Source organism: Rhodococcus huquni, from assembly GCF_055231055.1.
In genome coordinates this window covers 1-14,491 of record NZ_JBUYWE010000004.1, presented here as the reverse complement: position 1 = coordinate 14,491, position 14,491 = coordinate 1, and the positions used below count along the sequence as shown (strand labels likewise).

The 14,491-nt window shown below is 64.6% G+C and carries 11 protein-coding genes; 4 read left to right on the top strand and 7 right to left on the bottom strand.

What is annotated here, in order from left to right; genetic code table 11:
• Positions 1-32: 32 nt before the first annotated feature.
• Positions 33-1,508: a glutamate--tRNA ligase gene (gene gltX / locus ACZI8R_RS09275; RefSeq protein WP_463379313.1), complete on the bottom strand. Its 1,476-nt coding sequence runs from the start codon at positions 1,506-1,508 to the stop codon at positions 33-35.
• 50 nt (positions 1,509-1,558) lie between these two features.
• Positions 1,559-2,332, bottom strand: a complete 774-nt coding sequence (locus ACZI8R_RS09270) for a fumarylacetoacetate hydrolase family protein (RefSeq protein ID WP_463379312.1) — start codon at positions 2,330-2,332, stop codon at positions 1,559-1,561.
• A gap of 75 nt (positions 2,333-2,407) precedes the next feature.
• Between ACZI8R_RS09270 and ACZI8R_RS09265 the strand changes: the two genes are divergently transcribed.
• Positions 2,408-3,625: an MFS transporter gene (locus tag ACZI8R_RS09265; protein WP_463379311.1), complete on the top strand. Its 1,218-nt coding sequence runs from the start codon at positions 2,408-2,410 to the stop codon at positions 3,623-3,625.
• Here the strand turns inward: ACZI8R_RS09265 and ACZI8R_RS09260 are convergent.
• From ACZI8R_RS09260 to ACZI8R_RS09240, 5 genes are all read right to left on the bottom strand, one after another.
• On the bottom strand, positions 3,622-4,632 hold the full coding sequence (locus ACZI8R_RS09260; RefSeq protein ID WP_463379310.1) for a 3-isopropylmalate dehydrogenase: 1,011 nt from the start codon (positions 4,630-4,632) through the stop codon (positions 3,622-3,624). The genes ACZI8R_RS09265 and ACZI8R_RS09260 overlap by 4 nt on opposite strands.
• Complete coding sequence (gene serA, locus ACZI8R_RS09255) at positions 4,629-6,221, bottom strand: phosphoglycerate dehydrogenase (RefSeq protein WP_463379309.1); 1,593 nt, start codon at positions 6,219-6,221, stop codon at positions 4,629-4,631. The genes ACZI8R_RS09260 and serA overlap by 4 nt, the downstream gene beginning before the upstream one ends.
• A gap of 201 nt (positions 6,222-6,422) precedes the next feature.
• Positions 6,423-7,424: a ketol-acid reductoisomerase gene (gene ilvC, locus ACZI8R_RS09250; RefSeq protein WP_463379665.1), complete on the bottom strand. Its 1,002-nt coding sequence runs from the start codon at positions 7,422-7,424 to the stop codon at positions 6,423-6,425.
• A 52-nt stretch (positions 7,425-7,476) separates the two neighbouring features.
• The gene (gene ilvN / locus ACZI8R_RS09245) at positions 7,477-7,980 is read right to left on the bottom strand and encodes an acetolactate synthase small subunit (RefSeq protein WP_463379308.1); all 504 of its coding nucleotides are present in this window, start codon (positions 7,978-7,980) and stop codon (positions 7,477-7,479) included.
• Positions 7,977-9,905: an acetolactate synthase large subunit gene (locus tag ACZI8R_RS09240; protein WP_463379307.1), complete on the bottom strand. Its 1,929-nt coding sequence runs from the start codon at positions 9,903-9,905 to the stop codon at positions 7,977-7,979. Before ACZI8R_RS09240 ends, ilvN begins: the two co-directional genes overlap by 4 nt.
• A 268-nt stretch (positions 9,906-10,173) precedes the next feature.
• Between ACZI8R_RS09240 and ACZI8R_RS09235 the strand changes: the two genes are divergently transcribed.
• From ACZI8R_RS09235 to ACZI8R_RS09225, 3 genes are all read left to right on the top strand, one after another.
• On the top strand, positions 10,174-10,653 hold the full coding sequence (locus ACZI8R_RS09235; RefSeq protein ID WP_463379664.1) for a PH domain-containing protein: 480 nt from the start codon (positions 10,174-10,176) through the stop codon (positions 10,651-10,653).
• 52 nt (positions 10,654-10,705) lie between these two features.
• Positions 10,706-12,547, top strand: coding sequence for a dihydroxy-acid dehydratase (ilvD, locus tag ACZI8R_RS09230; protein WP_463379306.1), 1,842 nt, complete (start codon positions 10,706-10,708; stop codon positions 12,545-12,547).
• 235 nt (positions 12,548-12,782) lie between these two features.
• On the top strand, positions 12,783-14,318 hold the full coding sequence (locus tag ACZI8R_RS09225) for an amino acid permease (RefSeq protein ID WP_463379305.1): 1,536 nt from the start codon (positions 12,783-12,785) through the stop codon (positions 14,316-14,318).
• Positions 14,319-14,491: the final 173 nt, after the last annotated feature.

Genomic DNA, 14,491 nt, shown 5'->3' with positions numbered 1-14,491 from the left:
ATCGTATGGTCAGAGCACGTTTTCAAGGCCTTCTACGCGGCGACGGACGCCCTCGCCGCCCGCAGGCGAGCCAGCGAGGTGTCCTTTCCGAGCAGTTCCATGGACTCGTACAGAGGCGGGCTGATGTGCGAGCCCGTGATCCCGACTCGAACGGGTGCAAAGGCCTTGCGCGGTTTCAGCCCCAATCCGTCGATGAGCGACGTTTTGAGGGCTTCCTCGATCGTGGTCGCGTTCCATTCGCCGGCGGCGCTCAGCGCGTCGATCGCGGCGTCGAGGACCGGCGCAGAATCCTCCTTGAGGTTCTTTGCCGCGGCCGCCTCGTCGACGACGAAGCTCGACTCGTCCACGAAGAGGAACTTCAACAGACCCCAGGCGTCCGAGAGCACGACGATGCGGGTCTGCACCAGCTCGGCTGCGGCGGCGAACACCGCATCGTCGATAGCGCTGTCGAGGTGGCCGTGGTGCGTCAGGTACTCGCGCAGCCGGTCCCTGAAGTCCGCAGGCTCCAGCAGTCGAATGTGCTCGGCATTGATCGCATCGGCCTTCTTCTGGTCGAAACGGGCCGGGTTCGAGTTGACCTTCGAGATGTCGAATGCCGCCACCATCTCGTCCAGCGAGAACACATCGTGGTCGTCGGAGATACCCCAACCGAGAAGCGCGAGGTAGTTCAGCAGCCCCTCCGGAACGAATCCGCGATCCCGATGGATGAACAGATTCGACTCGGGATCACGCTTGGAGAGCTTCTTGTTGCCCTGCCCCATCACGAACGGGAGATGGCCGAACTCCGGTGTGAACTCGGCAACGCCGATTCGCTGGAGTGCCTCGTACAGGGCCAACTGCCGCGGAGTGGACGACAACAGATCCTCGCCGCGAAGCACGTGAGTGATCTTCATCAGAGCGTCGTCGACCGGATTCACCAAGGTGTAGAGGGGAACTCCGTTCCCGCGTGTGAGTGCGAAGTCCGGAACCGTCCCTGCCTTGAAGGTGGTGTCGCCGCGTACGAGGTCGGTCCAGGTCAGGTCGTGGTCGGGCATACGCAACCGCACCACGGGCTTTCGCCCCTCCGCCAGGTACACAGCTCGCTGCTCGTCGTTCAGATCACGGTCGAAGTTGTCGTATCCCAGTTTGGGATCACGCCCCGCAGCCTTGTGCCGTTCCTCGACCTCCTCGGGCGTGGAGAACGACTCGTACGCCTCTCCCGCAGCAAGCAACTGGGACACGACCTCGATGTGCTGGTCGCGGCGCTGGGACTGACGGTACGGCGCATACGGGCCCCCGACCTCCGGACCCTCGTCCCAATCCAGACCGAGCCAGCGCAGGGCGTCCAGAATGGCCTGGTACGAGGTTTCACTGTCGCGAGCCGCATCGGTGTCTTCGATACGGAAGACGAAGGAGCCCTCGTGATGCCGGGCGAACGCCCAGTTGAACAAGGCCGTTCGTACAAGACCCACGTGCGGGGTCCCGGTAGGCGACGGGCAGAATCGGACACGGACTTCGCTGGTACTCATGGCTCACTCGGGTCGGCGTGGAAAGTGAAGGTCGTCTGACAGGCTAGTCCTCAGCGCTTGGATGCCACCGGGTTGCTCAAGGTTCCGATTCCACCGATGGTCACCGAGACCGTCTGTCCGTTCACTATCGGGCCGACCCCCTCCGGTGTTCCCGTGAGGATGACGTCTCCCGGTAGGAGCGTCATGATCGACGATACCCATTCGATGATCTCGGGAACGGTGTGCAGCAACAGCGCAGTGTTGCTGTTCTGCTTCTCCACACCGTCGACCTCGGTCTTCACATCGAGATCGGACGGATCGAGTGATGTCTCGATCCAGGGACCCAGCGGGCAGAACGTGTCATGACTCTTCGCCCGCGTCCACTGACCGTCCTTGCGCTGATGATCGCGAGCGGACACATCGTTGCCGACCGTGTAACCCAGCACGACGTCGAGTGCCTTCGCGGCGGGAACGTCCTTGCAGGGGCGGCCGATCACCACGGCGAGTTCACCCTCGTAGTGCACCTCCGTCGACGAGGCCGGAAGCACGATCGGCGCACCAGGACCGACGATGGACGTGTTCGGCTTCAGGAAGATCACCGGATCCTCCGGCGCCTCCCCACCCATTTCGGCAACATGCGCGGCGTAGTTCTTCCCGACGCAGACCACCTTGCTCGCGAGGATCGGGGCGAGGAGCCGGACATCCGCCAGGGCCCAACTACGCCCCGTGAACGTGGGATTGCCGAAAGGGTGCTCGGCAATCTCCTTCGCCCGAGCATCGTCACCGTCACCCTCGATGCTCACGAACGCGACCCCATCAGGGCTTGCTACTCGACCTAGACGCATGGCGCCGAGTCTATCGGATCGGCACAGAGGTATAGACTTCGCACGAATACCAATCATTGGGAACGGGATCTCAGAATGCGAGATGCTATGCGAATACCTCGGGCTGCCGAGAACATCTCGTCCACGCGCAAGTGGTGGATGCTCGGCCTCGGCATGTTCGCGCAGGCTGCGCAGGCCATCCTGGTGAACGGCGTCGCCTTCCTCATTCCGACGCTTCAGAAGGACCACGGTCTGACGTTGGCGCACACCGGAATCGTGGTCGCAGCACCCACGGTGGGTGTGATGCTCACGCTCGTTCTGTGGGGCGGCCTGGCCGACAGGTTCGGCGAACGCATCGTGCTCGCGGCCGGGCTCGCTCTCGCCGCCGCAGCCGCAACAGGCGCGGCACTGGCGCCGTCACTCCCCTGGATCACACTGCTTCTGATGGTGGGCGGAATGGCAGCATCGGCGGCGAACGCGGCCAGTGGCCGGGTGGTCGTCGGCTGGTTCCCGCCAGAGCGTCGCGGACTGGCAATGGGGATACGCCAGATGTCGCTTCCCCTCGGCATCGCCTGTGCCGCAATGACCATCCCCCCGATCGCCGATTCCCACGGCATCGGCTGGGCGATCGCGCTTCCGGCGGCCGTGTGTGCGGTGGCGGCAGCCGCGAGCATCGTCGGGATCGTCGATCCACCGCGCCCTGATCGCGGCGTCGCAGCCGAACAGGGATTGCTCGACAACCCTTATCGCGACAGCGCTGTTCTGTGGCGCATCCATGCCGCGTCGGTTCTGCTCGTGGTGCCGCAATACACCGTATGGACCTACGCCCTCGTGTGGCTGATCTCGGAACGGGATTGGGATGCGACATCGGCAGGATTGATGATCACCGCTTCGCAGCTTCTGGGCGCAGCGGGACGTATCGCGGTGGGCTACTGGTCCGATCGAGTGGGCACCAGGCTCCGCCCGATGCGCCTCGTCGCCATCACGGGCGCTGTTCTGATGCTCTTGCTCGCGGTGACCGATCAGTTCGATCTCACGGCCTCGGTGATCGTGCTGATGGCCGCTTCGGTTGCCACCGTTGCCCCCAACGGATTGGCGTTCACTGCGGTCGCAGAGATTTCGGGGCCGTTCTGGAGCGGACGTGCCCTCGGGATGCAGAACACCGGTCAGTTCGTCGCAGCGTCCGTGGTGCCGCCCGTGTTCGGGGCGATCATCGGCGCAGTGAGCTTTCCACTGGCCTTCGGTATCGCAGCGGCGTTTCCCGCCGCTGCGATACCGATGATTCCTGTGGAATCCGAACGTGATTCGAGCTAGAGCGCTGCGGCGATACGATCGCCGACCTCGGTGGTGACGACCTTCGAGTCGCCACGCGAAGCGAGATCCGCTTCGACGGCTGCTTCCACCCGGGCAGCATCGTCGGCGCGTCCGAGATGACGCAACAACAGTGCCGCAGAAAGGATTGCAGCGGTCGGATCCGCAATGCCCTGACCAGCGATGTCCGGTGCACTGCCGTGTACAGGCTCGAACATCGACGGGTTGGTTCCGGAGGCGTCGATGTTCCCCGACGCTGCCAGTCCGATACCGCCGGTGACCGCTCCTGCGAGGTCCGTGATGATGTCGCCGAACAAATTGTCCGTGACGATCACGTCGAAGCGGGACGGATCGGTGACCATGTAGATGGTCGCCGCGTCGATGTGGCAGTACGCCGTCTCGACCTCCGGATACTCGGCTGCGACCGTCTCGACCGCGCGGGTCCAGATCGCACCCGCATTCGAGAGCACGTTGGTCTTGTGAATCAGCGTCACGTGCTTGTTCCGCGTCTGCGCGAGCGCGAACGCATACCGAACGACACGCTCGGCGCCGAACCACGTGTTGATCGAGACCTCGGTCGCGATCTCGTGCGGAGTTCCCACTCGAATCGCGCCACCGTTGCCGGTGTACGGGCCCTCGGTCCCCTCCCGCACCACGACAAAGTCGATGTCCGGCTGCGCGGCCAACGGCGATGTGGAGCCCGGGTACAGCTGCGAAGGACGCAGGTTCACGTGATGGTCGAGCGCGAAACGCATGTTGAGCAGGAGCCCACGCTCGAGCACACCGGGTGTGACCGAAGGATCGCCGATGGCGCCGAGGAGGATCGCGTCGTGCTTGCGAATCGCCTCGAGGTCGCCTTCGGGGAGCAATTCACCTGTTGCGTTGTAGCGGCGAGCGCCCAGGTCGTATTCCGTGGTCTCCAATTCGGGGACCAGCTTCTCGAGCACCTTCAGTGCCTCTGCCGTGACCTCGACGCCGATGCCGTCACCGGGAATTACGGCAAGCTTCACGACAGGTCGACCTGCGCGACGCGAGCATCGAGCTCGGACACGATGGCTGCGACCTCTGCGTCGCCGACCACCTTGCTCACGCGGAGGATCACAGTTGCGCCCTCACCCTCCGCGTCCTGGCTGAGTGCGGCGGCCTGGATGTCGACGCCGGCATTTCCGAGCACCGTGCCCAGGGTTCCGAGCACGCCGGGACGATCGGTGTAGTGGACGACCAGGTTCTGCCCCTGTGCGCGCAGATCGAAGCTGCGGCCGTTGACGTTCACGATCTTCTCGACCTGCTGCAGACCGGTGAGGGCGCCGGTCACCGAGGTGACGGCTCCGTCACCGGACACGGCGCGCACCTCGACGGCACTGCGGTGAGTGGAGGCTTCCGAGTGGGTGTCGACCGACACCGAGACGCCGCGCTGCTCCGCGATCTGCGGTGCGTTGACGAAAGTGACCGCCTCGTCGCTCGAAGCCGAGAACACGCCGCGCAGTGCGGCCAGGCCGAGAATGTCGACCTTCTCTGCGGACAGCTCGCCACTCGCGACGACCTGAACGGTCTGCACTGCGTCGGTCGACAAGGTTCCGGCGAGAAGGCCGAGCTTGCGAACCAGCTCGAGCCACGGCGCGACCTCTTCACCGACCGGGCCACCACTGACGTTGACCGCGTCCGGCACGAACTCGCCCGCGAGCGCCAGCAGCACCGACTTCGCGACGTCGATACCCGCGCGATCCTGCGCTTCCGAAGTGGAGGCGCCGAGGTGCGGGGTGACGACGGTGTTGGGCAGTTCGAACAGCCTCGAATCGGTGCAGGGCTCCGACTCGAAGACGTCGAGGCCGGCGCCGCCGACCTTGCCCGACACGAGCGCGTCGTACAGCGCGTCCTCGTCGATGAGCCCGCCACGAGCGGCGTTGACGATGATGACGCCGTCCTTGGCGCGAGCGAGGCGCTCGGCGTTGATCAGGCCGGCAGTTTCCTTGGTCTTGGGGAGGTGCACCGAGATGAAGTCGGCACGCTCGACGAGCTCGTCGATGTCGACCAGTTCGATTCCGAGCTGGGCTGCGCGAGCCGCCGGGAGGTAGGGGTCGTACGCGATGATGTTGGTCTCGAACGCGGCGAGACGCTGAGCGAAGAGCTGGCCGATCCGGCCGAGTCCGACGACACCGACGGTCTTTCCGAGGATCTCGGTGCCGTTGAAGCTCGAGCGCTTCCAGGTGTTCTCACGCAGAGTGCGGTCTGCTGCCGGGACCTGACGTGCGGTCGACATCAGCAGCGCGACGGCGTGCTCGGCGGCCGAGTGGATGTTCGAGGTGGGTGCGTTCACGACCATCACACCGCGCTCGGTCGCAGCGGGGATGTCGACGTTGTCCAGGCCTACACCTGCGCGGCCGACGATCTTCAGCTTCGTGGCTGCGGCGAGCACATCGGCATCGACCTTGGTGGCCGAACGAACCAGCAGTGCGTCCGCCTCCGGAACGGCAGCGAGCAGCGCGGGACGGTCCGGGCCGTCGACCCATCGCACCTCGACGCTGTCGCCGAGCGCATCGACGGTCGATTGCGCGAGCTTGTCGGCGATCAGTACAACAGGACGGCCTGGCTGGCTCACGTGCAAACTCCCTGGATAGGTGGGTGTGGGGGTGATTCGAGCACCCCCAGCTTAGTGCGTACTCACTCCGAAACCGCATCCTGGTCCGCAATACCACATAGTGGAACGTCGGCCGTGATTTCGCTTACAGACGCGCGCGCCGGAAACGAGTCCGGCCCGGTGTCGCAATTGCGACACCGGGCCGGACTTCGACAACGAGACTCAGGCGGTCTCGGTGATGGGGCGATCGACCCAGCTCATCAGGTCACGCAGCTTCTTGCCGGTGACCTCGATCGGGTGCTCGGCGTTCTCCTTGCGCAGGCCCTCGAGTTCGGTGTTGCCGTTCTCGACGTTCGCGACCAGGCGGCGGGTGAACTCACCCGACTGGATGTCGGCCAGGATCGCCTTCATGCGCTCCTTGGTGTCCGCATCGATGACGCGCGGTCCGGACAGGTAGCCACCGAACTCCGCGGTGTCGGACACCGAGTAGTTCATGCGGGCAATGCCACCCTCGTACATGAGGTCGACGATGAGCTTGAGCTCGTGCAGAACCTCGAAGTACGCCATCTCGGGGGCGTATCCGGCCTCGACCATGACCTCGAAACCGGTCTTGACCAGTTCCTCGGTGCCGCCACAGAGAACGGCCTGCTCGCCGAAGAGATCGGTCTCGGTCTCTTCCTTGAACGTGGTCTTGATGACGCCGGCGCGGGTGCCGCCGATGCCCTTGGCGTAGGACAGCGACAGAGCCTGGCCCTCGCCCTTCGGGTCCTGATCGACCGCGATGAGCGCGGGAACACCCTTGCCGTCGACGAACTGGCGACGCACGAGGTGTCCGGGGCCCTTCGGAGCGACCATGCCGACGGTGACGAACTCCGGTGCCTTGATCAGGTCGAAGTGGATGTTGAGTCCGTGTCCGAAGAAGAGGGCGTCGCCGTCCTTCAGGTTGGGCTCGATGTCAGCGGTGAAGATCGACGCCTGAGCGGTGTCGGGTGCGAGCACCATGATCACGTCGGCCCACTCGGAGACCTCGGCGGGGGTGCCGACCTTCAGGCCCTGCTCCTCTGCCTTCGCACGCGACTTCGAGCCCTCCTTGAGGCCGATGCGCACATCGACACCCGAGTCACGCAGGCTCAGCGAATGCGCGTGGCCCTGGCTTCCGTAGCCGATCACAGCAACCTTGCGGCCCTGGATGATCGACAGATCGGCATCGTCGTCATAGAACATCTCGACTGCCACTTCTCAACCTCTTTCTTGGATTTTCTTCTCGAAGTAAGTACTAGCGGGTGGCGGTGATGGACTTCGGTCCGCGACCGACGGCCACCACACCGGATTGCACGATCTCCCGAATACCGTACGGGTCGAGCATGCGCAGCAGCGCGTCGAGCTTCGACCGGGTTCCGGTCGCCTCGATCGTGACCGATTCGGGAGAAACGTCGATCACCTTGGCGCGGAACAGGTTCACCGTCTCGATGACCTGTGTCCGGACGTTCGCGTCCGCCCGCACCTTGATCAGCACGAGTTCACGTGCGACCGAAGCGTCACCGTCCTGTTCGACGATCTTGATGACGTTGATCAGCTTGTTGAGCTGCTTCGTCACCTGCTCCAGGGGGAACTCGTCGACGGTGACGACGATGGTCATACGCGAGATCTCGGGGATCTCGGTACCACCGACTGCGAGCGACTCGATGTTGAATCCACGACGGGAGAACAGTGCGGCAACTCTGGCCAGCACGCCCGGCTTGTCCTCTACGAGAACACTGAGGGTGTGGCTCGTGCTCACTGCTGATCCTCCTCGGCGGCGCGCATCTCGCGCTCCATGGCTTCGTGGATGACGGCCGGTTCGGCGACCGCTTCGTCTTCGTCGAACAGCGGACGGATGCCCCGTGCCGCCATGATCTCGTCGTTGCTGGTGCCGGCGGCGACCATCGGCCACACCTGAGCATCCGCACCGACGATGAAGTCGATGACGACCGGTCGGTCGTTGATCGACTGTGCCTCGCGGATCGCGGCTTCCACGTCCTCTTCACGCTCGACCCGAATACCGTGGCAGCCCAGCGCTTCCGCCAGCTTCACGAAGTCCGGGATGCGCACCGCGCCGTGAGTACCGAGGTTGGTGTTGGAGTAGCGCTCCTCGTAGAAGAGGGTCTGCCACTGCCGCACCATGCCGAGGTTGCCGTTGTTGACGAGCGCAACCTTGATCGGAACGCCCTCGACCGCGCACGTCGCGAGTTCCTGGTTGGTCATCTGGAAGCAGCCGTCACCGTCGATGGCCCAGACCTCCGAGTCCGGCATGCCCATCTTCGCGCCCATCGCGGCCGGGACGGCGTAGCCCATCGTGCCGAGACCACCCGAGTTGAGCCAGGTGCGGGGCTTCTCGTACTTCACGAACTGCGCAGCCCACATCTGGTGCTGGCCGACGCCGGCGCAATAGATCGCGTCCGGGCCCGCCAGGCGTCCGACGGCCTGGATCACGAACTCGGGCGAGAGCGCGCCGTCGGTAGGACGGTCGTATGACAGCGGGTAGGTGCTACGGATGTCGTCGAGGTACGCCCACCACTCCGACAGCTCGAACTTCGTTCCGGTCGCCAGTTCTGCCTTGACGGCCTCGATGAGTTCACCGATGACCTCCTTGCAGTCACCGACGATCGGCACGTCCGCGTACCGGTTCTTCCCGATCTCTGCGGGGTCGATGTCCGCGTGGATCACCTTCGCGTCCGGCGCGAAGGAACTGAGCTGACCGGTCACACGGTCGTCGAACCGGGCGCCGAGGGTGATCAGCAGGTCACTCCGCTGCAGCGCGGCCACGGCGGCGACGGTTCCATGCATGCCGGGCATGCCGCAGTTCAGCGTGTGGCTGTCCGGGAAGGCACCCCGCGCCATGAGAGTGGTCACCACAGGAATGCCGGTGAGCTCGGCCAGTTCGAGCAGTTCCTGGGAGGAGTCGGACTTGATGACGCCGCCGCCGACGTAGAGAACGGGCTGCTTGGCGTCCGTGATCAGGCGGGCCGCCTCACGGACCTGCTTGCCGTGCGGCTTCGTGACCGGACGATATCCGGGCAGACGCATCTCCGGCGGCCACGAGAACGTGGTCTGGGCCTGCAGGATGTCCTTGGGGATGTCGACGAGCACCGCACCCGGACGCCCGCTCTCCGCGAGGTGGAATGCCTCGGCGATGATCCGCGGGATGTCGATGGCATCGGTGATCAGGAAGTTGTGCTTGGTGATCGGCATCGTGATGCCGGAGATGTCGGCCTCCTGGAAGCCGTCGGTGCCGATCAGGTTGCGGGCGACCTGCCCGGTGATGGCCACGACGGGAACCGAATCCATCTGGGCGTCGGCCAAAGGGGTCACCAGGTTGGTGGCGCCGGGACCGGACGTGGCCATACAGACACCGACCTTGCCGGTCGCCTGTGCATAGCCCGTGGCGGCGTGACCTGCGCCCTGCTCGTGCCGCACGAGGACGTGCCGAACCTTCTTCGAATCGAAGAGCGGGTCGTACACCGGAAGAACCGCCCCACCCGGGAGCCCGAAGACCGTATCGACCTCGAGTTCTTCGAGTGCGCGAACGACCGACTGTGCGCCGGTGACTCGCTCGGGGGCGAGTTGGCGGCGGCTACCCGTCGGCGTTGCTGCTGCCGCGGCGGCGGGGCCGGAGGCCGCCGCCTTCCGCGGTGTGGGTTGGGGCCGTGCAGTTGGTGCGCTCACTGGAAAATCCTCTGATTCTGGCTCCGGGCAACAAAAAACCCCCGTCAGCACAATGCTGTACGAGGGTGGCGCGTCGTTATCTTGCGAGTTGAGGAATCGACTCAGGCGACGACGCGCCGGCCGATTACGAGCAACTCATTCTGTTTCACGCGCTCGACGTTAGGCGCGCAAACGGTGAACAGTCAAACCTGGTGAGTCGACCGTCCCAGAATGTAGGATACATCGGCTGCAGTGCGAGGATGTAGAGGTGTCAACTTCGCAGCAGCCCGTGCCACCTCGTCCATCATCCCATACGGCCAAGACTCCCCGGCAGGTCATACGGATTTCGCCACTCGCCTACATCGGGTGCGCATTTCTCCTGTTTGCCGTGACGTTCCCGGTCTTCGGTTGGCCGCTCGCTTTCGGCTGGCTACTGATCGCCCCGATCGTGGCGTGCATCTGGGTGGCCCGCGTGCGCACGACGGTCACCGAGGACGGCCTCGAACTTCGCAATCTCGTCAGCTCTCGAAAACTGAAATGGGAAGAAATCGCAGGCTTCCGCTTCCCGGATCACGGTTGGGCACGTGCAGCACTCGCCGACGGCGGCGAGGTGAAGCTTCCCGTCGTCACGTTCGACCGACTGCCACAGATCTCCGCGGCGAGCCGTGGCCGAGTACCCGATCCGTATGCGGCGCAGGCCGACGCTCGGGAAACGGAATCGAGCGAATCGGAAGCCGACGGACCAGGACCCCGCGAATCGGAGCAATAACTCGCGAGTAGCGTTGAGTAGCAGTTCTATCAGCCCATATAAGGAATAATTCATGCCCCCGCTGAGGTCTCGAACCACCACCGCAGGACGAAACGCCGCAGGCGCCCGTGCACTCTGGCGCGCCACCGGAATGACCGACTCGGACTTCGGGAAACCGATCGTCGCGATTGCGAACTCGTACACGCAGTTCGTTCCCGGTCACGTTCACCTCAAGAACGTCGGCGAGATCGTCGCCGAGGCCATCGGTGCGGCAGGCGGCGTGGCCCGCGAATTCCACACCATCGCAGTGGACGACGGCATCGCAATGGGTCACGGCGGCATGCTCTACTCACTGCCCAGTCGCGAGATCATCGCCGACTCCGTCGAATACATGGTCAACGCGCACACTGCAGATGCCCTCGTCTGCATCTCCAACTGCGACAAGATCACCCCCGGGATGCTCAATGCCGCAATGCGACTGAACGTTCCGACGGTCTTCGTGTCGGGCGGCCCGATGGAAGCCGGCAAGGCCGTCGTGGTCGACGGCGTCGCCCAGGCACCCACCGACCTCATCACCGCGATCTCTGCGAGCGCCAACGATGCAGTGTCCGACGAGGGACTGTCCGAGGTGGAGCTCAGCGCCTGCCCGACGTGCGGTTCCTGCTCGGGAATGTTCACGGCGAACTCGATGAACTGCCTCACCGAGGCGCTGGGTCTCGCCTTGCCCGGCAACGGATCCACGCTCGCGACACACGAAGCGCGCCGCGCTCTGTTCAGCCGTGCCGGCACCGCCGTCGTCGAGGCGGCTCTGAAGTACTACCGGGACGAGGACGAGTCGGTACTCCCCCGCAACATCGCCACCCCTGCCGCCTTCCGTAACGCGATGGCGCTCGACGTGGCGATGGGCGGATCGACCAACACCGTCCTGCACACCCTCGCCGCTGCACAGGAGGGCGAGGTCGACTTCGACCTCGACACCATCGACGCGATCAGCCGCAAGGTGCCGTGCCTGTCGAAGGTCTCCCCCAACTCCGACTACCACATGGAAGACGTGCACCGCGCGGGCGGAATTCCGGCCCTTCTCGGCGAGCTTCGTCGCGGCGGACTCCTCGAGACCGATGTCTCCACTGTCCACACCAAGAGTTTCGGTCAGTGGCTCGACGACTGGGACATCCGTTCGGGCAAGGCAACCGAGGAAGCCCTCGAGCTGTTCCATGCCGCACCCGGCGGCGTCCGGACCACCGAGCCGTTCTCCACCGAGAACCGTTGGTCGTCGCTGGACACCGACGCCGCAGGTGGCTGCATCCGCGACGTCGAAAATGCCTACACCGTCGAGGGCGGCCTCGTGGTGCTGCGCGGCAACATCGCTCTCGACGGCGCGATCCTCAAGACCGCCGGTATCGACGAGGATCTCTACTCCTTCGAAGGCCCCGCACTGGTGGTGGAGTCTCAGGAGGAGGCCGTCTCCGCCATCCTCCAGAAGAAGATCACCGAAGGCGACGTCCTCGTGGTCCGTTACGAAGGTCCGTCCGGTGGACCGGGAATGCAGGAGATGTTGCACCCCACCGCGTTCCTCAAGGGCGCGGGCCTCGGTAAGAAGTGCGCCCTGATCACCGACGGACGATTCTCGGGTGGCACCTCGGGACTCTCGATCGGACACATCTCCCCGGAGGCCGCTTCGGGCGGCGTCATCGGCCTCGTCGAGACCGGCGATCGCATCCGCATCGACGTCGCATCCCGCGCGCTCGAGGTTCTGGTCGACGACGACGTGGTGGCCGAGCGCCGCGCCAAGATGGAGGCACGCGAGAACCCCTGGAAGCCCGTCGATCGTCAGCGCACCGTCACCACCGCACTACGCGCCTACGCCGCGCTCGCCACCTCGGCCGACAAGGGTGCCGTCCGCCAGGTTCCCTGACCCCACCCCCGACCAATGTCACACCGGTTCAGCTCACGCGAACCGGTGTGACATTGGTCGCAGTAGGGCGACGTCGAAGTGATCGGTCCGCGCAGTTCGGACGTCGTTCGATTCTCGATCACTGATCAGATAGCTCAGTTTCTCCACGATTCCTTGCGCAGACCGATCACCAGTGGTTCCCTCGATTCATCAATGAGACCTGAATCACAGTCTCTGCACGAATCGAGGAGTTCCCATGCCCGGAGTCGGCATATGGCGCACGAAATCCGTCGAGCAGTCGATCGCGGATACGGACGAACCCGGAAGTCGACTCCGCCGCGAGCTGACGGCCAAGGATCTGACGGTGTTCGGTGTCGCCGTCGTGATCGGCGCCGGCATCTTCACCCTCACCGCTCGAACAGCGGGAAACGTTGCAGGACCGTCGATCTCACTCGCATTCGTACTCGCCGCGATTGCCTGCGGACTCGCCGCACTGTGTTACGCCGAATTCGCGTCCACCGTCCCGGTCGCCGGCAGCGCGTACACCTTTTCCTACGCCACCTTCGGTGAATTCGTCGCGTGGATCATCGGCTGGGATCTGATCCTCGAGTTCGCACTCGCCTCCGCCGTCGTGGCCAAGGGATGGTCCCTCTATCTCGGCAACGTCCTCGGATTCAGCGGCTCGACCACCGCACACCTGGGGCCTGTCGACTTCGACTGGGGCGCCCTCATCATCGTCGGCGCCATCACCGCAGTCCTCGTATCGGGCACGAAGGTGTCGTCGCGGGTGTCGGCCGTGGTCACCGCGATCAAGATCGCCGTCGTATTGCTGGTCGTGGCAGTCGGCGCCTTCTATATCAAGAAGGAGAACTACTCCCCCTACATTCCGCCGAGCGAAGGCGCCGAGAGCACCGCCAGCGGGGTCCATCAGAGTCTGTTCTCGTTCCTCACCGGCGCCGACGGCAGCACCTACGGCTGGTACGGACTCTTGGCCGCCGCCAGTCTCGTCTTCTTCGCCTTCATCGGCTTCGACGTCGTCGCCACCACCGCCGAAGAGACCAAGAATCCCCAGAAGGCACTGCCACGTGGCATTCTCGGTTCCCTCGCAATCGTGACCGTGCTGTACGTGGCCGTCACCCTCGTTCTCACCGGGATGGTGCACTACACCGACCTTCGCACCGGCAGCCCACTCGTCGGCGACAGCAGCGCAACTCTCGCGACCGCATTCGAAGCCCACGGGATCACCTGGGCCCAGACCGCGATCAACTTCGGTGGCCTCGCGGGCCTGACCACCGTCGTGATGGTGATGATGCTGGGCCAGACACGCGTGCTGTTCGCGATGTCCCGTGACGGGCTCATGCCCAAGAAGCTCGCACGCACCGGAAGCAAGGGCACACCGGTTCGCATCACCCTCGTCGTCGGAGCCGTCGTCGGCCTGCTTGCCGCGTTCTTCCCGATGGGCACCCTCGAGGAGATGGTGAACATCGGCACACTTTTCGCCTTCGTTCTGGTGTGCATCGGCGTGATCATTCTGCGCCGCACCCGCCCGGACCTCGAGCGGGGATTCCGCGTTCCCCTCGTGCCCCTCGTACCGATCCTCGCCGTGCTCGCCTGCGGTTGGCTGATGCTGAACCTGTCGGTCGAGACGTGGATCCGCTTCTTCGTCTGGATGGCGCTCGGCGTGGTGATCTACTTCGCCTACAGCCGCAGGCATTCGGTGCTCGGCAACCGCCTCAGCGCACCGGCCGATCCGCCCGAGGAAGAAACCATTCCCGAACTCGTCGAGAACTGAGCCCACATTTCCCTCCCCCCGACGAATGTCACACCGGTTCGCGTGAGGCGGTTTCAAGTGGTGGATGCACCGATGAGCTCAGCGAACTTTTCGACTGGTGGGCGGTAGCCTAGCGCCGCCCTGGGGCGTTCGTTGAGTTCGGTGGTGACGAAGCGAAGGTGTTCGAGCGAGTG